Here is a 21,926-nt window from a genome sequence, read left to right on the forward strand (position 1 = left end):
AAATGTTTTTATTTAACGCTAAAGGTATAGGTTTTCGTGTGAATTTAATAGGGATTTGTTTTCTATTGTTGTTAAATTCTTGTGCTTCAACAAATTTGCAAATTAATGAAGTTAAACTTTCTCAAAATAAAACTGAAATTGATTCTTCAGAAGTTGCTTATACCTTTTATTTAATGGGTGATGCTGGTAATGCAAAAATAGATAGTACAACAATTGCTTTAAAGAATTTAACTAGAAGATTAGATACTCAAGATAAAAATGCAACAGTTTTGTTTCTAGGAGATAATATTTATCCAAAAGGTTTACCTGAAAAAAACACAAAAGAAAGAGCTTTAGCAGAACATCATTTAAACGTTCAAATTGATGTTGTAAAAAAAATAAAAGGAAAAACTATCTTTTTACCAGGAAATCACGATTGGTATAACGATGGTGTAAAAGGGTTAAAACGTCAACAAGAATATGTTGAAGATGCTTTAGGAAAGAAGTCATTTCTTCCAAAAGATGGTTGTCCAATTGAAACTATAAAATATGGTGATGATGTAATTTTGATTTTAGTTGATTCACAATGGTATATTACAAATTGGGATGATAATCCAACAATTAATGACGATTGTGATATAAAAACGAGAGCTCAATTTTTAGATGAATTTAGGAATGAAATCAAAAAAGCTAGAGGAAAAACAACTATAGTTGCTGTTCATCATCCTATGTTTACTAATGGTTCTCATGGTGGCAAATATTCATTTAAGAGTTATTTTCAACCTTTTCCAGTATTAGGAATTTTAAAAAATGTTTTAAGAAAAACTACAGGTGTTAGTAATGCAGATTTGCAAAATGTACATTATAATGATTTGAAAAAAAACCTTGTAGCAGCTTCACAATTCAATGATAAAGTAATTTTTGTTTCTGGACATGAACACAATTTACAATATCTAATTCAGGATAATGTACCTCAAATCATCAGTGGTTCTGGTTCAAAAATTAGTCCTGTTAAAAATGTTGGTTCTGGAGTTTATGCTCATGCGGCAAATGGTTTCGCGGTTTTAGAAGTCCATAAAAATGGTTCTTCAAACGTTAAGTTTATCAATGCAATAAAAGATTCAATTGAATTTAAAACGGCTATTTATAGTGCGGATAAAGTAAAGCCAAAACCTGTTTTTGAACCGATTGAAAAAGATTCAGTACAAGTTTCAATTTATACTAAAGAAGAAACGACAAAAAATAAATTTTATACTTTTTTATGGGGAGAACGTTATAGAAAGCATTTTAGTCAAGAAGTAACTGCAAAAACGGTTGATCTAGATACACTTTTTGGAGGATTAAAACCCATTAGAAAAGGAGGAGGAACTCAATCCAAATCATTAAGGTTAGAAGCTAAAGACGGAAGGCAATACGTAATTCGTGCCATGAGAAAACAAGCTTCTCAATATATACAAGCATCAGTTTTTAAAGATCAATATGTTGAGCGACAATTTGAAAATACCGTTTCAGAAGAATTAGTTCAAGATGTTTTTACAGGTTCTTATCCTTATGCTGGTTTAACAATTGGAGTGCTTTCAGACGCAATTGATATCAGTCATTTAAATGCTAAGTTATATTACATTCCAAAACAAAAAGCATTAAAAGAATTTAATAATGAATTTGGTGATGAATTGTATCTTTTTGAAGAACATGCTTCAGAAGGTCATATGAATTTAGGGGGTAAAAATTTCACTGGGAAAATTATAAGTACTTATGATGTTTTTAAAGAAATTCAATCCGATGAGTCTAAAGTCATTGATGAAAAAGAATACATTAGAGCAAGACTATTTGATATGCTAATTGGCGATTGGGATAGGCATCAAGATCAATGGAGATGGCTAGAATATAAAGAAAACGGCAAAACTATTTATAAGCCTTTGCCAAGAGATAGAGATCAATCTTTTTCAATTATGTCTGATGGTTTTGTGCTTGGTGCTGCAGTTAAATTAATTCCGATGGCTAAATTACTTCGTAAATATGATAGTGATTTAAAAGATGTTAAAGGGTTTAATATAGAGCCTTTTCCTTTGGATATGGCATTTATAAATCAATCAGATAAGTCAATCTGGGATGAACAAGTAAGGGTTATTCAAAGTGGAATTACAGATGAAATTATAGACAAAGCCTTTGATGAAGTTCCGAATGAAGTTAAAGACGAAAGAACGAAATTAATTAAAGAACTATTAAAGGAGCGTAGAAATAATTTACAAGCTATCTCTAACAGGTATTTTAAATTAGTGAATCGTTTTGCTGTTCTAACGGCAACAAATAAAGATGATTATATTAAAATTAATTGTCTAGAAAACGGAAATGTTGAAGTGACTTTCTTAAGAAAAAAAGACAATACTTATAAAGATATTTTTCATAAACGAACCTATGATCACAATGAAACCAAGGAAGTTTGGATTTATGGCTTAGACGACGATGATACTTTTGAAGTTTTTGGAAAAAGTTCTAAAATCAAAATCAGATTAATTGGTGGACAAAACAACGATAATTATATTGTTGAAAATGGTAAAAACGTAGTTGTTTATGATTATAAATCTAAAAAAAATGACATTAGTAAAGTAAAAAATGCTACCTTAAATTTACAAGATGACTATGCAATTAATGTATATGATTATAAAAAAATAAAAAATAATACAAATCAAATAATACCTGTTATTGGTTATAATCCTGATGATGGTTTTAAGATTGGAATTTCTGATTTATATACCAAATATGGTTTTGAACGTAATCCTTTTTCAAGCCAACATCAATTAAAAGGAGCTTATTATTTTGCTACAAATGGTTTTGAAATTGCTTATCGCTTTGAAGTTGCAAAGGTGATAGGAAACATTAATTTTGAATTTCTTTCATCATTACAAAGTCCTAATTTTACTCAAAATTTCTTTGGTTATGGTAACGAATCTTTAAATGAAAACGATGATGATAATTTGAATTTTAATCGAATAAAAGTTAGAAAATTTGCAATCAATCCTTCGTTAAAATGGAGAAGTCGTTCAGGAAGTAATGCTTATTTGCAATTAAATTACGAATCAATTGAGGTAAACAATACATCCGGAAGATTTGTTGAGAACAACATTCAATTACCAGGTTATATTTTTGATGAAGTTCAGTTTGTTGGCGTAGAATCAAATTATGAGTTCGAAAATACAGATAGTAAAGCTTATCCAACTAACGGAATTAAAACTTCATTTACTTTAGGATATAAATCTAATTTAGATATGAAGAATAGAGCTTTTGCTTATTTTATTCCTGAAGTTAGTTTTACTCAAAAATTTGATCCAGCAGGGAATTTAGTTTTAGCTACTATTTTTAAAAGTCAAATGAATTTTGGTAATGATTTTGAATTTTATCAAGGAGCTTCAATTGGAGGAGTAGATGGACTTCGTGGTTTTAGAAATCAACGTTTCTTAGGAAATCAGTCATTTTATAATAATACAGATTTACGTTATAGCTTTAGTTCACAAAAAACAAGAGTAATCCCAGTAAGACTTGGAGTTTATGGTTCGTTTGATTACGGTAGAGTTTGGTTGAAAGGAGAAAATTCAAACAAATGGAATAACTCTTATGGCGGTGGCTTTTTCTTAAATGGAATAGAATTAATGACAGCTAATTTGGGAGTTTTTAATTCTTCTGACGGAATTAGAGTAGCTTTTAAATTAGGATTTGGATTTTAAATCAGTAAGCTTTACTTCATATACATTTCCGTCTAACTTGCCGTTTCTTTCATCAGCAATTAATAAAGTGGCATCGTCTTTAAAGCAAATGGATTCTTTTTGAGAAACATGATTTAACTCTAGTTTTTTCATAGTTCCATTAGTAAAGTCATCACCTTTGAAATTCTCAAATAGAAACACAGCATCATGTGTTAGAAGAACAACTTTTGTTCCATTTGAATTTATAGCAGCACTTGTTATAGTACAATTGTTGTCATTAGTACAAGTTTTAAAACTCGATATTAATTCCGCTTTTTGTTCTCCTTTTTGATTAGCAATTTTATAAACTAAACAAGTTCCGTCAAAATTTTTACTTCTGTTTTTAGTAAACAGATAAAAATTTCCATCCCATTCAAAAAATGCTTCACAATCAAACAATAAATCTTTCTTTTTCGGTGGAAATTTAGTTTGTTCAGGATAAGAAAAAGTTGTTTTATCAACTGAAATTATGTCTTTTTTTAAGTTGCTTTTGTCTATGGAATAAATACATAAATCTTTTCTTTCGTTTTCATTATTACCAAAATCACCAATATAAAGATTTCCTTTTGTGTCTGTAGTTAAATCTTCCCAATCAATATTATCAATGTTTGACACTTTAGATTCAATTTCGATTTTTCCTTTCTCAGTTAAGCCGTAAATTTTATTTTTGTTTCCTGCATCTTCAATTACCCAAGTTAAATTATCTGTAATGGCAATTCCGGAAACTTCTTTTAAGGATTTTGGTAATTTATATAGTACAATTAAATCCTCTTTTAATGAAGAACCACAGCTCCAAAAAAAAAGAAATAAGATAAAAATACTGATAAATAAGTTTCTAATTAATTTCATTTAAATAAAATCTAAGGTTCTTTCTAAAGCCATTCCTCTTGAACCTTTAATTAATAGTAAGCTATTTTTGAAATTTTTTCCTTTTAATGTGTTTGAAAAAGAGTCAAAATCTTCAAAAAAGTGAATATGCTTACTTTCTTTTTTAGTTTTATAAAAATGTTTCCCAATAAAGTTAACTTCAACTTCTGAATGATTAGAGACTAATTCTACGATTTTTTGATGTTCTTCAAAACTTTCATCGCCCAATTCAAACATGTCTCCTAAAATAGCGATTTTTGGAGTTTTTGTCAATTGAAAAAAGTTTTCCAAAGCAACAGTCATACTACTTGGATTCGCATTATAAGCGTCCATAATAATTTCATTACTGTTTTTTTGAATCATTTGCGAACGATTGTTTTCTGGAATGTAATTTTCAATAGCTTCTTTTGTTGCTATATCATCAATTTTAAAATATTTTCCAATTGATATAGCAGCGTTTATGTTGTTTGCATTGTAAATTCCGATTAAATTTGATTGTATAGAAACAACATTGTATTTAATGTTTACCATCGGATTTGCATCAACAGAAGAAATAAATACATCTGCTTTAGGATTGTTTTGAGAAAAAGTAAATCGATTAATTCCTTTTGTTCTTTCTTCTTGAATGTTGTCATCTAAATTTACAAAAACAGTTTTTTTGTTCTCATTTAAATAAGTGTACATTTCGCTTTTGCCTTTTATAACGCCTTCAATACCACCAAAACCTTCTAAATGAGCTTTGCCAAAATTAGTGATGTAACCAAAATCAGGTTCAGCAATAGAGCACAAGAACTCAATTTCTTTTTGGTGGTTTGCACCCATTTCTATTATACCAATTTCCGTTTCGTTTGTTAATCTTAACAAAGTTAAAGGAACACCAATGTGATTGTTTAGGTTTCCTATAGTGGCTATTGTTTTGTATTTTTTAGATAAAACTACATTAATTAGCTCTTTGGTGGTAGTTTTTCCGTTACTTCCTGTCAAACCAATAATTGGTAATTTTAATTCTTTTCTATGAAAATTAGCTAATTCTTGAAGTGTTTTTAAACTATCATTGACTAAAATTGTTCTTTCATCAATATAGAAATCTTTATTGTCTATAATAACATATTTTGCTCCTTTGTTTAAGGCTTCTTTTACAAAAGTATTAGCGTCAAAGTTTTCTCCTTTTAGAGCAACAAATAAAGAATTGTTGTCAATTTTTCTCGTGTCTGTTGAAACAGATGAACATTCTAAAAATTTAGAATAAATAGTATTTATTTCCATAAAGTAAAGATATAAAAAAAGCCCTTTTTGAAAAGGGCTTTTTTTTATAAAGTAGTAGAAAAATTAATTTCTTGCAGTCTTTTTGCTTGATTTTGGTCCAACTTTAGACATTGCACATCTAAATCCAATATAATCAGTTGACATATCTTGTGGAAAATATCTTCTTGATGCTGGATCTAGCCAATAAGCTCTATCTCTCCAAGATCCACCTTTGTAAACCCTAACGTTATCATCTACTAAAGTTGTTCTTTTACTAGATTTGTCATATTGTTTTAATAAATCACCTAAACTGTCTCTAGAAACTGAGTGCTCAGGAGAATCATACATTCTGTGTTTGTCTTTTTCAGCTTCTGATTCTTCTTCAGTATTTCCAAAGTCAAAATAACGAGTTGATTGTCTATCACCATCTCTGTAGTTTCTGTTATCAGAAGTAGAGAATTGAGTTCTTAAATAAGTTTCGTTTTCATCAACTGGAACTTGAGCAATTTGACCAGGAAAGTTACGAGCTACTATCTTACCATTACTTAAAGTATCGTAAGCAATGTTGTCCATGGTAACTAATTCAACTGTTCCGTCTTCTCCAATTTTATTTTTTAAGTAAACGTTTCCTCTATAATAGTTGAAGTCATTTGCTTCATCATCTACAATTGGTCTGTAAACATCGGCAACCCATTCTGCAACATTTCCAGCCATATCATATAATCCAAAATCATTTGGAGCATAAGCTTTTACGTATTGAGTAATATCTGCACCATCATCTGACCATCCAGCAATTCCACCGTAGTCACCTTTACCTTGTTTAAAGTTGGCTAATTGATCTCCTCTTTTCTTTCTTTTTCCAGAACGAGTATATTGACCATTCCAAGGATATTTCTTTTGTCCTTTATATAAGTTGTATTCTCTATTTCCTACTAAAGCTAGAGCAGCATATTCCCATTCTGCTTCAGTTGGTAAACGATATTCTGGTAAAATTAAACCAGAACTTCTTTGAGCATAAACATTTGTTGCAGTTTCATCTGCATTTTGTCCACTTTTTCCTTTAGAACCTCTAGCTCCTTTTTGTAAAACGATTTCTTCGTTTCCACCATAAGTTTGTGTTGGAGCAGCAAGATATGTTTCAGTACTAAAGTTTGCATCAGCAGCTACATCTGTTATTTTTGCATCTCTTTTTAAGAAACCTTCTCTTTCAAGAATATTTTCGTTAACACGATCAGTTCTCCATTTGCTAAATTCTACTGCTTGAATCCAGTTAACACCAACTACTGGGTAGTTTGCGTAAGCAGGGTGTCTTAAGTAGTTAAGAGTCATTGTTTCGTTATAACCAAGACGATTTCTCCAAACTAAAGTGTCTGGAACAACACCGTCATATATGTTTTTGTAACTTTCTTCTGTTGGAGGGAAAACTTTCTTAACCCAGAATAAATATTCTGTGTACATGAAGTTTGTAACTTCAGTTTCATCCATAAAGAATGATTGTACGTGTTGTTGATTAGGAGAGTTATTCCAGTCATGCATTACATCATCTTGAACTTTACCCATAGTAAATGTTCCACCTTCAACTGGGACCATTCCTGGGGGAGTTTCTGCTTTTTTGTATTTCGCATTATACTGAAATCCACCTTTTTTGTCGTTAATCTTCCATCCAGTAGCTGAGGAAGCTCCTTTAGAACTACCTTTTTTGCTACAACTTGTAAAACTTACTGTTGCTGCAACAGCTAATAATACAGGTAAGGCCTTGAATTTGATACTTTTCATACTTTAAGTAGGTAATAAATTTTGGTTCGCAAGATAATAATTAACCATTAAATCGCAACATTTTTTTATTTTTTTTTTAGTAGGTATTTTTTTCCATACAATCTTATAACGTTAGAAAATTATTTTTATTGTTTTTTTATTGTTTAGAAGAAAAAAATATTCTCTCTTTGTAATATATTATTAAGTTTTTCGTTTTGCTATTGATGAAAAAGAAATTTTTTACTGTTTTAGTTTTATTCTTGTTTTCCATTACAATTTTTGCTCAAAATAAAGAGGCAGTTAAAATTGAATGGAAACGTTCCGACTATTCGATACTCGAAAAGCAGTATGTTTTTCCTAGTTTTCAAGAAAAATTCTACGATGTTGATATAGTTCATAAAAAATTATTTTTCAAAAGTAATTTTATTTCGTCATCTTCTAGTACCATAAAGCTTATTGATTTTAAAACAGAAGTTATAAGTGAAAGGGATTTATATGACCTAGAGAAAAATAAATTGGAAACTAAAATTAATTTTCAAACTACTTTTTCTAAAGCAAGAGAAGATTTTTATATTTCTTATTCATTTAATCCAATTTACATTGAGAATGGGATAATTAGAAGAGTTGTTTCTTTTGAATATGAAATTGTAAATAGTCAAAGAAATTATATAAATAACAATTTTACTCAAAATATAGAAAATTCTGTTTTAGCAACAGGTGATTGGTATCGTTTTTATGTCGAAAAATCAGGTGTTTATAAAGTTAGCAAAGGTTTTTTGGAAAGTTTAGGTTTTAATACGAATGTAGATCCAAGAAATATTAGAATTTACGGAAATGGTGGGCGAATGGTGCCTTTGTTAAATAGCACCTCTTATCCAATGGATTTAGAAGAAAATGCCATCCAGTTTATTGGAGAAGAAGATGGAAATTTTTCTAGTCAAGATTACATCTTATTTTATGCTGAAGGTACAGATACTTGGAGTGCGGAAAATAGAACGCATTTAAATTTATATCAAGAAAAATCGTATTATTATGTTACTTCTTCACTAGGAACTGGTAAGCGAATTCAAGAAAGTATTCAGCCAACAGGAACTCCAACTTTGAATTTTGCCGTTTTTGATGATTATAAATTTTATGAAAAAGATTTGTTTAATCCAGGGAAAATTGGTAGAAAATGGCTAGGAGATCAATTTGGTGTAGATAATGAAAAAACATTTGAATTCAGTATCCCTAATATTGTTACATCTTCACCTGTAAAACTTTATGCCAATTTAGCATCTGCTTCATATGGTAATTCAAATTTTCAAGTTCAAGTAAATCAGCAAACTGTTGGAAATATTTCATTTACATCTTTAGCAAATGTTGATTTTGTTTCTGCAGTTGAGAATTTTATAGAAACAACATTTAACACTTCTAGTCCCAATATTGCAGTTAAATTAACTTATAGTAATGGAGGTGTTCCAGCTTCAAGAGGTTATGTCGATTATATTATTTTGGAGGCTAAAAGAAATTTAACGGGTTATGGAAATCAATTCATTTTTCGAAATTTAGAAGAAGAAAGTAATATAGGTATAGGACAATATACTATTTCAAATGCTTCTTCTATTTCTCAAGTTTGGGATGTTTCGGACATTTATAATGCAAAAAAATACAGTAATAATCAAACTAATTTTTCATATAAAGTTAATTTAGGTCAATCGAAAAAGTATATTGCTGTTGATACTAATGATTATTTTAATCCTTTAAAAGAATCAAATTCAAAGGTTGTAAATCAAAATTTAAAGGGAACAATTTTTAACTCTACACAAGGTGTTTTTGAAGATATTGATTATGTTATAATTACGCCAAGTTTTTTATACAATCAAGCTGAAAAATTAGCAAATTTTCATCGAAATTATAGTGGTTTAAAAGTAAGAACTGTTACACTAGAGAGTATTTATCAAGAATTTTCATCAGGCAAACAAGATGTTGCTGCTATTAGGAATTTTGTAAAGTATATCTATGGCAATGCATCTACGGTGCAGAATAGAGTGAAATATGTAAATCTATTTGGAGATGCATCATTTGATTATAAAAATAGAATCCCAAATAACACCAATATAGTTCCTGTTTTCCATGGTTTAAATCCAAATGCAAATATGGTTAACAACACTTCCAATTATTCCATTTTAACCACATTTATGTCGGATGATTTTTTTGGATTAATGGATGATAATGAAGGGCAAATGCTACCTAATGGAAATGAAGGTATAGATATTGCGGTTGGTAGAATGGTAGTGAGTACAACGCAAGAAGCAGATGATGTTGTAAATAAAGTTATTCATTATCATGATGAGAAATCATATGGTAGATGGAGAAATAGTTATGTCATTTTAACAGACGATGCCGATACAGCTTCAGATGCTACTCTTCAATCAGGTTTGAATACTATGATTGATAATTTAAATGCCAATTATCCATATATTAATGCAAAAAAAATACACACAGACGCTTATGTTCAAGAAGTTTCTGCAGGTGGAAACCGGTACCCTAAAGCAAAACAGGATTTTGTAGATGCAATTGAATTAGGAGCTTTAGTTGTTGATTATTATGGTCATGGTGGAGAATATGGTTTTGCACAAGAAAGAATATATGAAATAAGTGAAGCTATAAATTTAAGTAATTACAATAATTTGCCTTTGTTCATTACAATGACATGCGATTTTAGTCGTTTTGATAATCCTTATTTACAAACTGGTGGAGAATTTACTTTTTGGAATCCTGAAGGAGGAGCAATAAGTTTGGTTACAACTACTAGATTGATTTTTGTACCTGTTGCCTCAACAATGAATGATAATTTTAATTTCTACTTATATCCAGATGCTAATAACAACCAAGTGTCAGTTGGTGAGGCTTTAAGGTTGGCAAAAAATGATAATACAAGCGACAATAGGAGGGTTGTTTTTAATATTGGTGATCCAGCATTAATGTTAGCAATTCCAAAACCAAAGGTTGTTTTAACAAAAATAAATGGTGTAGATGTAAGTCAGCCAACAGATGTTTTAAATGCTTTAAGTTATGTTACTCTTACAGGAGAAGTTAGAAATGCAAACGATAATTTATTGTCAAGTTATAATGGCGATTTAGCGGTTCAGATTTTTGATAAAAACATTCAAAGACAAACTTTAGGTAATGATGGTGTTGTTAATGGGTCTGGAAATTTAATTAAGATGGACTTTACAACACTTGGTGAAACTATTTTTAGAGGAAATGCCTCAGTAGTAAACGGAAAGTTTGAATTCGGATTTGTTGTACCAAAAGATATTAAAATAGCCGAAGGAACAGGGAAAGTTAGTTTTTATGCAAAATCAACTAATCCAACGCTTCAAGATCAAACAGGGCATGACTTTTCAATAAAAATTGGAGGTATCAATCTTAATGCTCCGGAAGACACAACACCACCAACGGTTAGGTTGTATATGAATGATGAATCTTTTGTCTATGGTGGAATTACAAATGACTCACCAATATTTTTAGCATTTCTAGAAGATGAACACGGAATCAACACAGCAAGTGGAATTGGTCATGATATTGTTGCTATTTTAGATGGTGATGAGTTAAATCCGTACGTATTAAACGATTATTATGAAACAGAATTAGATAACTATCAAAAAGGGAAAGTGCGTTTTCCTTTTAGAGATTTAGAACCAGGATTACATACAATAACCTTCAAAGCTTGGGATGTTTACAATAATTTAATTACAGCCGAAATTCAATTTATTGTTGTAGGTAATGATGATATTACGCTTAGTAATGTTTTAAATTATCCAAATCCATTTGTGAGTTATACTGAATTTTGGTTTAATCACAATCGTCCCTTTGAAATGTTAGATGTACAAGTGCAAATTTTTACGATAACAGGTAAAGTGGTTAAAACAATTAATCAATCTGTTTTAACAGAAGGTTTCTTGTCAAGAGAAATAAAGTGGGACGGTAGAGATGATTTTGGGGATAAAATTGGAAAAGGTGTTTATGTATATAAACTAACAGTAGTTTCTACAATTGATGGAAAAAAATCAGAAAAACATGAGAAACTTGTAATACTTTAATAAATGAGAAACTTGTAATACTTTAATAAAATAGTATATTTGTCAATTAAATAAGAAGAATACAATGAAAAAAATTGCTTTAATAATTTTAATAATAACAACTTTTAAAACCCAAGCTCAAGATAGAGTAATTACAACGGGGGTTCCGTTTTTATTGATTGCTGCTGATGCGCGTTCTGCTGGTATGGCAGACATGGGAGTTGCTACTTCTCCTGACGCTTTCTCTCAACAATATAATCCTGCAAAATATGCTTTTGCTAAATCTGAAATGGGAGGTTCTGTAAGTTATACTCCATATTTAACAGATATTGCTAATGATATTTCATTAGGGCAACTTACATATTACTATCGTATGAATGAACGTAGCGCATTTGCTACTAGTTTAAGGTATTTTGGTTTAGGAGATATAGAGTTAAGACAATCTTTTGATGACACACCAAGAACTGTTTCCCCTAATGAATTGGCTTTAGATGGTTCTTATTCCTTAAAACTGAGTGAAAGATTTGCAATGGCAATTGGAGGTAGGTTTATACGTTCAAACCTAAAAATTCCTGACGGAACAACAGATGCTTCTGCAGCTTCAACATTTGCTTTTGATGTAGCAGGTTATTATCAATCAGAAGAAGAAGCTTATGCTGATTTTAATGGTCGTTGGAGAGCTGGTTTCAATTTGCAAAATTTAGGACCAAAAATTAAATATGATAATGACGTAACAAATACTAACTTTATTCCCTCAAATTTAAGATTAGGTGCTGGGTTTGATTTTATTTTTGATGAATATAACAAAGTAGCTTTAACAGGTGAAGTTACGAAACTATTAGTACCAACACCTCCAGAAATTACTGATGTAAATGGGGATGGAGAAATTGATAGTGAGGATTCTTCTCAATTATATAGCGATTACAGAAATATTGGATGGGTTTCAGGAGTTTTCAAGTCTTTTAACGATGCACCAGACGGATTATCTGAAGAATTAAAAGAATTTACTTGGGCTTTAGGAGCTGAGTATAGTTACCAAGATTCTTTTGCACTACGTTTAGGTTACTTTAATGAAAGTGTAGAGAAGGGTGCAAGAAAATATTTAACACTTGGAGCAGGTTTCAAGTATCAAATAGTAAAAGTTGATTTGTCTTATTTGTTCTCTGCATCAAAAGTAAAAAACCCATTAGAAAATACATTACGTTTTTCTTTAACGTTTAATTTTGGTGATGAATACGATGAATATTAATCAATAAGTAATAAAAGCAACAAAATCCAAATTCTAATTTTAGAGTTTGGATTTTTTTTCCCCTATTAAAGAAATAAAACATGAGAGAATTAGATATTAATATGTCTTTTAAAGTATATGATTCAGTTGGTGAATTAGATACAGAAACACAAAAATTGATGCAAAAAGCAATTGAAGCTAGAAAAACGGCTTATGCACCGTATTCAAATTTTTCTGTTGGTGCAGCTTTAAATTTAGATAACGGAGAAACTATAACCGGGACTAATCAAGAAAATGCTGCTTATCCTTCAGGGCTATGTGCTGAGCGTGTAGCAATTTTTTATGCAGGTTCAAAATATCCAAATGCTAAAGTTTTAAAACTTTGTATTACCGCTTCTCCAAATGATAGAGATTCTGATATTCCAATTCCACCATGTGGAGCTTGTAGGCAATCAATTGCAGAATATGAATTTAAACAAGAAGCAGCTATAGAAATTTATTTTATGGGAGCAAAAGGAGAAATCTATAAATCAGATTCTTTAAAGAATTTGTTGCCATTTATGTTCGATAAAAACCATCTATAACGATTTCGTTAATTATTTTTAACGAATTGTCAGTAAAAAACACAAAAATTTTGAAATTTAATTTTTTCAATAAGCAAGGAAATAGTATTTTTGCTAATTATGGAATCAATTTCATTTAATACTATCAAACAATGAAGCCAATTACAAAAGAAGTGTACCTAAAGTGGTACGAAGATATGCTGTTGTGGAGAAAATTCGAAGACAAATTAGCTGCACTTTATATTCAACAAAAAGTTAGAGGATTTTTACATTTATATAATGGTCAAGAAGCAGTTTTAGCTGGAGCATTGCATGTAATGGAATTAGGTGGAAAAGATAAAATGATTACAGCTTATCGTAATCACGTTCAGCCTATCGGAATGGGTGTTGATCCAAAAAGAGTAATGGCTGAGTTATTAGGAAAAGTAACGGGTACTTCAAAAGGAATGGGTGGTTCTATGCACATTTTCTCTAAAGAACATGGTTTTTATGGAGGACATGGAATTGTAGGAGCTCAAATTCCAGTTGGAGCAGGTATGGCTTTTGCTGATAAATATTTTGAAACTGGTGGAGTGACCCTAACTTATTTTGGTGATGGTGCTGCTCGTCAAGGATCTTTACATGAAGCTTTTAATATGGCAATGTTATGGAAATTACCAGTAGTATTTATTTGTGAAAACAATGGATATGCAATGGGAACTTCTGTTGAAAGAACAGCAAATCATACAGATATTTGGAAACTTGGTTTAGGGTATGAAATGCCTTGTGGACCAGTTGACGGAATGAATCCAGTAAAAGTTGCTGAAGCAATGGAAGAAGCAATGGACAGAGCAAGACGTGGTGACGGACCAACTTTCTTAGAAATGAAAACATACAGATATAGAGGTCACTCAATGTCTGATGCACAGTTATATAGAACAAAAGACGAAGTAGAAGAATACAAGAAAATTGACCCAATTACGCAAGTGTTGGATATCATAAAAGAGAAAAATTACGCTACGGAATCAGAAATTGAAGTAATAGACCAAAGAGTTAAAGATTTAGTGGAAGAATGTGTAACATTTGCCGAAGAATCTGACTTTCCAGAGATCAGTCAATTGTATGATGTAGTGTACGAACAAGAAAATTATCCATTTATACCTCATAAATTATAAAACATGGCAACAGTAGTAACAATGCCTCGCTTAAGCGATACAATGACAGAAGGAACTGTAGCAACTTGGTTGAAAAAAGTTGGGGATAAAATTAGTGAAGGAGATATTTTAGCCGAAATAGAAACCGATAAAGCTACAATGGAATTTGAATCTTTTAACGAAGGTACTTTATTACATATTGGCATTCAAGAAGGAGAAACTGCAACAGTTGACTCTCTTTTAGCAATTATTGGAGATGAAGGTGAAGATATTGCTGCACTTATTGCAGGTGGTGCTTCAAGTGATAAAAAAGAAGAGCCAAAAAATGAAGAAAAAGCTGCTTCTGAATCAGAATCAAAGTCAACTAAATTGCCTAAAGGAGTAAAAGTAGTAACAATGCCTCGTTTAAGCGATACCATGACTACAGGAACTGTAGCAACTTGGTTGAAAAAAGTAGGGGATAAAGTTAGTGAAGGAGATATTTTAGCCGAAATCGAAACCGATAAAGCTACAATGGAATTTGAATCTTTCAACGAAGGAACTTTACTTTATATAGGAATTCAAGAAGGAGAAACTGCTCCAGTGGATAGCGTTCTAGCAATCATTGGACCTGCAGGAACAGATGTTTCTGGAATAGCAGAAAGCTTTTCGAATGATTCGGGAACTAAAGAAGATGTAAAAGCAGAAAAAACTGAAACAAAAACAGAAACTACTGCTTCTCATTCTACTCCTACAAATAATGCAGGTGGAAGAATTTTTGCATCACCTTTAGCAAAACAAATAGCAAAAGAAAAAGGTATTGACTTAAATCAAGTTAATGGTTCTGGTGAAAATGGAAGAATTGTAAAATCTGATATTGAAAATTATACTCCAAATACAAACATAAATACAAGTTCTGTAGCTGCACCAGTTGCGGTTGCTCAAGCTAAAGAAGCTGTTGCAAATGTTCAGCCGTTTGTTCCAGCTGGAGAAAAATTAGTTACTACGAGTGCGAATTCTCAAATGAGAAAAACTATCGCTCGTCGTTTAGGAGAATCTAAATTTACTGCACCGCATTATTATTTAACAATTGAGTTAGATATGGACAATGCAATTGCCTCAAGAGCTACAATTAATTCTTTGCCTGACACCAAGGTTTCATTCAACGATTTAATCGTTAAAGCTTGTGCAATGGCTTTGAAAAAACATCCTCAAGTAAATTCTCAATGGACAGAAAAAGAAACTGTAGTAAATCATCATGTTAATATTGGAGTTGCTGTAGCTGTCGAAGACGGTTTATTAGTACCAGTTTTACCATTCACGGATCAAATGAGTTTGACTCAAATTTCGTCAAGTGTTAAAGACTTAGCCCAAAAAGCTAAAACTAAAAAATTATCACCTGCAGAAATGGAAGGAAGTACTTTTACAATTTCTAATTTAGGAGCTTATGGTATTATTGAATTTACTTCAATTATAAACCAACCTAATTCAGCAATTTTATCTATTGGAGCAATTGTTGAAAGACCTGTTGTTAAAAACAGTCAAATAGTTGTTGGAAATGTAATGAAAGTAACACTTGCTTGCGATCACAGAACAGTTGATGGTGCAACAGGAGCTTTATTCTTACAAACATTAAAAAACTTTTTAGAAAACCCGGTTACAATGCTAGCTTAATTTTTTATTTATATATAAAAGAAAGTCTCGATTTTATCGGGACTTTTTTTATGAAGAGGATTCAACTTATGTAATCTAACTAACAGAGAAGTAAAATTGAGTAACGTATTTTTGAATAAATAAAATTTGAGTTATGTTTAAAAAAATATTTATTTGGGCTTTACGTTTTGTAGTAGCAATAATCTTGTTGCAAACATTATATTTTAAATTTACTGGTGCACCAGAAAGTGTTTATATTTTTGAAACTTTAGGAATTGAGCCCTACGGAAGAATTGGTTCAGGAATTGCAGAATTAATCACTTCTATTTTGATTTTAATTCCAAGAACTACTTTGTTAGGTGCAATATTGGGTTTAGGAATTATGATTGGAGCAATTTTGTCACATTTAACTAAATTAGGTATAGAAGTTAATAATGATGGAGGAACTTTGTTTACAATGGCTATAATTGTTTTTATTAGTTGTGTGGTATTAATTTATGTAAATAAAGATAAAATTCCAGCACTTTTGAAGTTTAAAATCTAAATTGTTGATAGATTTAACAATAAACTATACTAATAAAGTCGCGAAATTGTCGGGATTTTTTTATTTTTACTAAAACTTAGATAAAATGAGAAAATTATATTTTTTTGCTTCTTTATTAATTATAGCATGTGGTTCGCCAAATTTAATTCCGACAACTAATCCAGTTACAACAGAATCTACTTCAGGAATAACCAAAGTTAATTTTGCTAAAGAGGAAAATGTTGCTAAAACCTTAAAATTTTTAGCTTCTGACGATAATGAAGGAAGAGATTCAGGAAGTAAAGGAATTGAAAAAGCTAGTGTTTTTTTAGAAAACTTGATGAAAGAAAATGGTATCAAACCTTATTTCAAGACTTATAGAGATACACTTTCAAATTTTGATAAACCAGCATACAATATTGTTGGATATATTGAAGGAAATGATCCGAAACTGAAAAATGAGTTCGTTATTATTGGAGCTCATTACGATCATATCGGAAAAATTGCTGCTGTAAATGGTGACGATATTGCAAATGGCGCCAATGATAACGCTTCAGGTTCAACAGCTGTTTCAGAAGTTATGAAGTATTTTGCTAAGAATAAAACGAACAAAAGAAGTTTAATTTTTACATTTTTTTCAGCTGAAGAAAAAGGTTTATTAGGTTCGAAACATTTAGCTAAAAAATTAAAAGCAGCAAATTTAGATTTGTACGTTATGTTTAATTTTGAAATGATAGGTGTTCCAATGCAAAACAGAGATTTTCTACTCTATTTAACTGGTTTTGGAAAAACAAATATGGCTTCAAAAATAAATGAATATGCTGGTGAAAAAGTTATTGGATATGTTCCAGCTGAAACCAAATATCAATTGTTTAGAGCTTCTGATAATTATCCGTTTTTTACAGAATTTGAAGTTCCAGCACAAACGGTTTCAACTTTTGATTTTGAAAACTTCGATTTCTACCACAAACCAGATGACGAATTTGAATTAATGGATCCAAAACACATGACTAATATTGTCAATACAATGATTCCAGTTTTAGAAATAATGATGAACAAGCCCACAAAAGAAATTACAATAAATGTCAAGTAAAAATATAATTATAACAGGAACTTCAAGAGGAATTGGCTACGAAATGGCTTTGCAATTTGCAAATGAAGGTCACAATGTTTTAGCCTTATCAAGAAAAACGCCTAAAACTTTAATTGAACACAAAAACATAACTTGTTTATCAGTTGATTTATCTTTAGATTCAGCTATTGATGAGGTAGAAGATTTTATCAAAAACACGTTCAAGAAAGTGGATGTTTTAATTCACAATGCTGGAGCTTTATTGCATAAACCATTTGAACAAATTTCATCGGGTGAATTTGAAAACATATATAAAGTCAATGTTTTTGCAGTAGCAAGTTTAACAAGAATTTGTATTCCATATCTTCAAAAGGGAAGTCATGTTGTAACAATAAGTTCAATGGGTGGAATTCAAGGAAGTATGAAATTTGCAGGTTTAGCAGCTTACAGTTCAAGCAAAGGAGCAGTTATTACTTTGTCAGAATTACTTGCAGAAGAGTACAAAGAACAAGGAATTAGTTTTAATGTTTTAGCTTTAGGTTCGGTTAATACAGAAATGTTACAAGAAGCTTTTCCAGGATATGAAGCACCGCTTTCGGCTTTAGAAATGGCTAATTACATTCACGATTTTGCTTTAACTGGAAATAAATATTACAACGGAAAGGTATTGGAAGTTTCATCAACAACTCCTTAATTAAATTTCAACTATTATGAATTATAGTCGTTTCAAGAACTAATAATTCATAATTCATAATTCACAATTAATTTGAGTAACGTTTTAGAAAAATATTTACCTTCTCACGCAGTCGAACCTTGTTTTGAACTTGTAAAAGCCAATCATGTACATCTAAAAATTGTAAATGAAAGGCAAACCCGTCATGGTGATTATCGAAAAGATGCACAAGGTTTTCATTTGATAACAGTAAATTCTAATTTAAATAAATATAGATTTCTAATCACTTTAATTCACGAAATTGCTCATTTGGTAGCTTTTCAAAAGTTTGGAAGAAACATAAAGCCACATGGAGTAGAGTGGAAACATTCGTTTCAAAGACTTATGGTTCCTTTCATTCGACCAGAAATATTTCCTCATTCTGTTTTGTCTTTAGTGGCTAATCATTTTAGAAATCCAACGGCAAGTAGCGATACTGACGCAAGATTAGCATATGCTTTAAAACAGTTTGATGAACGAAAAGCGGATATTTATTTCATACACGAAGTGCCAAGTGGAAGTTTATTCAGGATAAAAAATGGTAGGATTTTTCAAAAAATCGGACTTCGTGTAAAGCGATACGAATGTACAGAAATGAGTTCTGGAAAAACGTACTTATTTAATGCAAATGCAGAAGTAGAAATAGTTCCAGGTTAAATATTTACGATATAAAATTACATATATTTGTTAAGCATAAAAAATTAAAAAAATGAATAAGAATTATTACGCAATATTAATGGCTGGTGGAGTTGGTTCAAGATTTTGGCCAGTTAGTACAGTAGATTTTCCTAAACAATTTCACGATATGTTAGGGACTGGTGATACTTTAATTCAAAAGACATTTTCAAGATTAGCAAAAATAATTCCAGTTGAAAACATATTTATTTTAACCAATGAGAAATATAATAATTTGGTTTTAGAGCAATTGCCAATGGTAAAACAAGAGCAAGTTTTGTTAGAACCTGCAATGCGTAATACGGCACCTTGTATCTTATATGCTTCACTTAAAATTCAAAAACAAAATCCAGATGCAGTTATGGTTGTTGCGCCAAGTGATCATTGGATTGAAGATGAAGGTGAATTTGTGAACAATTTAAAACAATGTTTTGATTTTTGTACTTCAGAAAATGCGTTAATGACATTAGGAATACAGCCAACTTTCCCAAATTCAGGTTTTGGTTATATTGAATATGATAAAGCAGATTCAAATTCAGTAAAAAAAGTTAATCAATTTAGAGAAAAACCAGATTATGAAACTGCAAAAGCATTTTTAGCTAGTGGAAATTTTCTATGGAATGGAGGAATTTTTATTTGGAGTGCAAAAGCAATAACTGAAGCTTTTTCACAATTTCAACCAGTGATGAATAATTTATTTAAATCTGGATTAGAAAATTATAATACAAATTCAGAAAAAGAGTTCATTAATGAAAATTATGCTCAAGCAGAGAATATTTCTATTGACTATGCTGTATTGGAAAAAGCAAAAAATGTTTATGTTTTACCAGCAACTTTCGATTGGAATGATTTAGGAACTTGGGGTTCATTACACGAAAAATTAGATAAAGACGAAAAAAATAATGCTGTAGTTAATGCAACCGTTGTGTTAGAAAATGCATCTAATAATATAATAAGAGCAAACAATAAAAAAATAATTGTAATTGATGGACTAAACGACTATATCATTGTAGATAAAGATGATGTTTTATTGATTTATCCAAAAAGTAAAGAGCAAGATATTAAGAAAATTGTTTCTAAATTATAGGTTTTATTCCTTATCGTCTTCCAAATACATTTGCCTAACTTTTTTGAATAATTCAGACGAATAAACAAAATCGGTAACTGCTTCGTTGTTGGTTTTAAAAATTTCTTTATTTGAACCTTCCCAAGCCAATAATCCATTTTTAAGAAAGACAATTTTTTCACCAATTTCCATTACAGAATTCATATCATGCGTATTAATTACGGTCGTGATATTGTATTCTTCCGTGATTTCTTTAATTAAATTATCAATCACAATAGCGGTTTTTGGGTCTAAACCAGAGTTTGGTTCATCACAAAAAAGATATTTTGGATTATTTACAATAGCTCTAGCTATAGCCACACGTTTCTGCATTCCCCCTGAAATTTCAGACGGTTTTTTGTCATTTGCATCAACTAAATTAACTCTAGCTATTACAAAATCTACACGCTCCTTAATTTCTTGAGGTGTTTTTTTGGTAAACATTTTTAGAGGAAAGCCAATGTTTTCTTCAACAGTCATACTATCAAACAATGCACTTCCTTGAAAAACCATTCCTATTTCAGTACGTAAAGCTCTTTTTTCATCATTAGAAAGTTCAGAATAAATTCTACCATCAAATGAAATTGTTCCAGTTTCTGGCATGTGAATTCCCAATAAAGACTTTAAGAAAACCGTTTTTCCAGAACCACTTTGTCCAATTATTAGATTAGTTTTTCCGGCTTCAAAACTTGTAGTAATTCCTTTTAATATTTTTTGGTCACCAAAAGTTTTCTCTAAATTTTTGACTTCTATCATGAGCTTAAAAGGAGTTGAGTTAATATATAGTTCAATAAAATAATTACAACCGAAGTCCAAACAAAAGCAACCGTACTGGCCTTACCAACTTCAAGTGCACCACCTTTCATATAAAAACCATGAAAGGAAGGAATTGTAGCTAAAACAAAAGCAAAAACAGAAGTTTTTACAAAAGCATAAGCAATATGAAAAGGAATAAAATCTGTTTGAATACCTTGGATAAATTCAGCACTAGAAGTAAAACCTCCATAAACACCAGCCATCCAGCCACCAAGAACACCTAAAAACATACTAATTCCAATCACAAAAGGATACAATAATAAAGCAATCAGTTTAGGAAAAACCAAGTAGTTAAGCGAATTTACTCCCATAACTTCAAGCGCATCAATTTGTTCGGTAACACGCATTGTACCTATACTTGATGTAATAAACGAACCCATTTTTCCAGCCATAATTATCGAAATAAAGGTTGGGGCAAACTCAAGAATTACAGATTGTCTAGTTGCAAAGCCAATTAAATATTTTGGAATTAATGGATTTGTTAAATTCAAAGCTGTTTGAATCGCTACAACACCACCAACGAAAAATGAAATAAAAGCAACAATACCCAAAGAATCAATGATTAAGTCATCAATTTCTTTAAAAATAAGTTGTCGCATAACCTTCCATTTAGTAGGTTGTTTGAAAATCTCTTTCAACATTATGAAATAACGACCTATCTGCGTTAAATATCTTATCAGCATCATAGTTTTAAAATATCTTCAAAAATAGTAAGAAGTTATGAGTTATGGGTTATGTCTTATGATTTTTTTGGGCGTTACCTTTCAGGTCGTGCTGTCCACTATATCTTTTGTTCCATTTCATTCCACAA

At 30.6% G+C, this 21,926-nt stretch carries 16 protein-coding genes; 11 read left to right on the forward strand and 5 right to left on the reverse strand.

Annotated features, from left to right (window positions below; all coding sequences use genetic code 11):
• Positions 1–2: 2 nt before the first annotated feature.
• On the forward strand, positions 3–3,704 hold the full coding sequence (locus AAC008_RS10680; protein ID WP_339889286.1) for a metallophosphoesterase: 3,702 nt from the start codon (positions 3–5) through the stop codon (positions 3,702–3,704).
• Here the strand turns inward: AAC008_RS10680 and AAC008_RS10685 are convergent.
• From AAC008_RS10685 to gldJ, 3 genes are all read right to left on the reverse strand, one after another.
• On the reverse strand, positions 3,687–4,571 hold the full coding sequence (locus tag AAC008_RS10685; RefSeq protein ID WP_339889287.1) for a hypothetical protein: 885 nt from the start codon (positions 4,569–4,571) through the stop codon (positions 3,687–3,689). The two genes, AAC008_RS10680 and AAC008_RS10685, sit on opposite strands and share 18 nt — an antisense overlap.
• Positions 4,572–5,855: a UDP-N-acetylmuramoyl-tripeptide--D-alanyl-D-alanine ligase gene (murF, locus tag AAC008_RS10690; protein ID WP_339889288.1), complete on the reverse strand. Its 1,284-nt coding sequence runs from the start codon at positions 5,853–5,855 to the stop codon at positions 4,572–4,574.
• 63 nt (positions 5,856–5,918) lie between these two features.
• Positions 5,919–7,610 carry a gliding motility lipoprotein GldJ gene (gene gldJ / locus AAC008_RS10695; RefSeq protein ID WP_339889289.1) on the reverse strand — a complete coding sequence of 564 codons (1,692 nt, stop codon included), beginning with the start codon at positions 7,608–7,610 and terminating at the stop codon, positions 5,919–5,921.
• Between the two features lie 203 nt (positions 7,611–7,813).
• Here gldJ and porU point away from each other — a divergent pair, with 203 nt between their 5' ends.
• From porU to AAC008_RS10745, 10 genes are all read left to right on the forward strand, one after another.
• Positions 7,814–11,677, forward strand: coding sequence for a type IX secretion system sortase PorU (gene porU, locus AAC008_RS10700; RefSeq protein WP_339889290.1), 3,864 nt, complete (start codon positions 7,814–7,816; stop codon positions 11,675–11,677).
• A 64-nt stretch (positions 11,678–11,741) separates the two neighbouring features.
• Entirely contained in the window at positions 11,742–12,905 is a 1,164-nt protein-coding gene (gene porV / locus AAC008_RS10705; RefSeq protein ID WP_339889291.1) for a type IX secretion system outer membrane channel protein PorV, read from the forward strand.
• An 80-nt stretch (positions 12,906–12,985) separates the two neighbouring features.
• Positions 12,986–13,468, forward strand: a complete 483-nt coding sequence (gene cdd, locus AAC008_RS10710; protein ID WP_339889292.1) for a cytidine deaminase — start codon at positions 12,986–12,988, stop codon at positions 13,466–13,468.
• 131 nt (positions 13,469–13,599) lie between these two features.
• The gene (gene pdhA / locus AAC008_RS10715; protein WP_339889293.1) at positions 13,600–14,601 is read left to right on the forward strand and encodes a pyruvate dehydrogenase (acetyl-transferring) E1 component subunit alpha; all 1,002 of its coding nucleotides are present in this window, start codon (positions 13,600–13,602) and stop codon (positions 14,599–14,601) included.
• Positions 14,602–14,604: 3 nt separating this feature from the next.
• Positions 14,605–16,233 carry a 2-oxo acid dehydrogenase subunit E2 gene (locus AAC008_RS10720; protein WP_339889294.1) on the forward strand — a complete coding sequence of 543 codons (1,629 nt, stop codon included), beginning with the start codon at positions 14,605–14,607 and terminating at the stop codon, positions 16,231–16,233.
• A gap of 133 nt (positions 16,234–16,366) precedes the next feature.
• Entirely contained in the window at positions 16,367–16,756 is a 390-nt protein-coding gene (locus tag AAC008_RS10725; RefSeq protein ID WP_339889295.1) for a DoxX family protein, read from the forward strand.
• Positions 16,757–16,841: 85 nt separating this feature from the next.
• Complete coding sequence (locus AAC008_RS10730) at positions 16,842–17,828, forward strand: M28 family peptidase (RefSeq protein WP_339889296.1); 987 nt, start codon at positions 16,842–16,844, stop codon at positions 17,826–17,828.
• The gene (locus AAC008_RS10735) at positions 17,818–18,501 is read left to right on the forward strand and encodes an SDR family oxidoreductase (RefSeq protein WP_339889297.1); all 684 of its coding nucleotides are present in this window, start codon (positions 17,818–17,820) and stop codon (positions 18,499–18,501) included. The genes AAC008_RS10730 and AAC008_RS10735 overlap by 11 nt, the downstream gene beginning before the upstream one ends.
• A gap of 72 nt (positions 18,502–18,573) precedes the next feature.
• The gene (locus AAC008_RS10740; RefSeq protein WP_339889298.1) at positions 18,574–19,176 is read left to right on the forward strand and encodes a SprT-like domain-containing protein; all 603 of its coding nucleotides are present in this window, start codon (positions 18,574–18,576) and stop codon (positions 19,174–19,176) included.
• A gap of 52 nt (positions 19,177–19,228) precedes the next feature.
• The gene (locus AAC008_RS10745; RefSeq protein WP_339889299.1) at positions 19,229–20,281 is read left to right on the forward strand and encodes a mannose-1-phosphate guanylyltransferase; all 1,053 of its coding nucleotides are present in this window, start codon (positions 19,229–19,231) and stop codon (positions 20,279–20,281) included.
• A gap of 3 nt (positions 20,282–20,284) precedes the next feature.
• Here the strand turns inward: AAC008_RS10745 and AAC008_RS10750 are convergent, their stop codons facing one another.
• Together AAC008_RS10750 and AAC008_RS10755 are read right to left on the reverse strand one after the other, a co-directional pair.
• A complete protein-coding gene (locus tag AAC008_RS10750) occupies positions 20,285–21,055 on the reverse strand; it encodes an ATP-binding cassette domain-containing protein (RefSeq protein WP_339889300.1) in 771 nt (256 codons plus the stop codon).
• Positions 21,052–21,801 (reverse strand): ABC transporter permease, encoded by a 750-nt coding sequence (locus AAC008_RS10755; RefSeq protein WP_339889301.1) that lies wholly within the window; start codon positions 21,799–21,801, stop codon positions 21,052–21,054. Before AAC008_RS10755 ends, AAC008_RS10750 begins: the two co-directional genes overlap by 4 nt.
• Positions 21,802–21,926: the final 125 nt, after the last annotated feature.

This window comes from uncultured Flavobacterium sp., from assembly GCF_963975515.1.
In the GTDB taxonomy this organism is placed as follows: domain Bacteria; phylum Bacteroidota; class Bacteroidia; order Flavobacteriales; family Flavobacteriaceae; genus Flavobacterium.

Excerpts from the sequence above, each read along its gene's own strand:
- AAC008_RS10680 (WP_339889286.1), top strand. The coding sequence starts at position 3 with ATGTTTTTATTTAACGCTAAAGGTATAGGTTTTCGTGTGAATTTAATA.
- AAC008_RS10755 (WP_339889301.1), bottom strand. The coding sequence starts at position 21,801 with ATGATGCTGATAAGATATTTAACGCAGATAGGTCGTTATTTCATAATG.
- AAC008_RS10750 (WP_339889300.1), bottom strand. The coding sequence starts at position 21,055 with ATGATAGAAGTCAAAAATTTAGAGAAAACTTTTGGTGACCAAAAAATA.
- gldJ (WP_339889289.1), bottom strand. The coding sequence starts at position 7,610 with ATGAAAAGTATCAAATTCAAGGCCTTACCTGTATTATTAGCTGTTGCA.
- AAC008_RS10720 (WP_339889294.1), top strand. The coding sequence starts at position 14,605 with ATGGCAACAGTAGTAACAATGCCTCGCTTAAGCGATACAATGACAGAA.
- AAC008_RS10745 (WP_339889299.1), top strand. The coding sequence starts at position 19,229 with ATGAATAAGAATTATTACGCAATATTAATGGCTGGTGGAGTTGGTTCA.
- porU (WP_339889290.1), top strand. The coding sequence starts at position 7,814 with ATGAAAAAGAAATTTTTTACTGTTTTAGTTTTATTCTTGTTTTCCATT.
- AAC008_RS10725 (WP_339889295.1), top strand. The coding sequence starts at position 16,367 with ATGTTTAAAAAAATATTTATTTGGGCTTTACGTTTTGTAGTAGCAATA.
- pdhA (WP_339889293.1), top strand. The coding sequence starts at position 13,600 with ATGAAGCCAATTACAAAAGAAGTGTACCTAAAGTGGTACGAAGATATG.
- porV (WP_339889291.1), top strand. The coding sequence starts at position 11,742 with ATGAAAAAAATTGCTTTAATAATTTTAATAATAACAACTTTTAAAACC.
- cdd (WP_339889292.1), top strand. The coding sequence starts at position 12,986 with ATGAGAGAATTAGATATTAATATGTCTTTTAAAGTATATGATTCAGTT.
- AAC008_RS10685 (WP_339889287.1), bottom strand. The coding sequence starts at position 4,571 with ATGAAATTAATTAGAAACTTATTTATCAGTATTTTTATCTTATTTCTT.
- AAC008_RS10735 (WP_339889297.1), top strand. The coding sequence starts at position 17,818 with ATGTCAAGTAAAAATATAATTATAACAGGAACTTCAAGAGGAATTGGC.
- AAC008_RS10730 (WP_339889296.1), top strand. The coding sequence starts at position 16,842 with ATGAGAAAATTATATTTTTTTGCTTCTTTATTAATTATAGCATGTGGT.
- murF (WP_339889288.1), bottom strand. The coding sequence starts at position 5,855 with ATGGAAATAAATACTATTTATTCTAAATTTTTAGAATGTTCATCTGTT.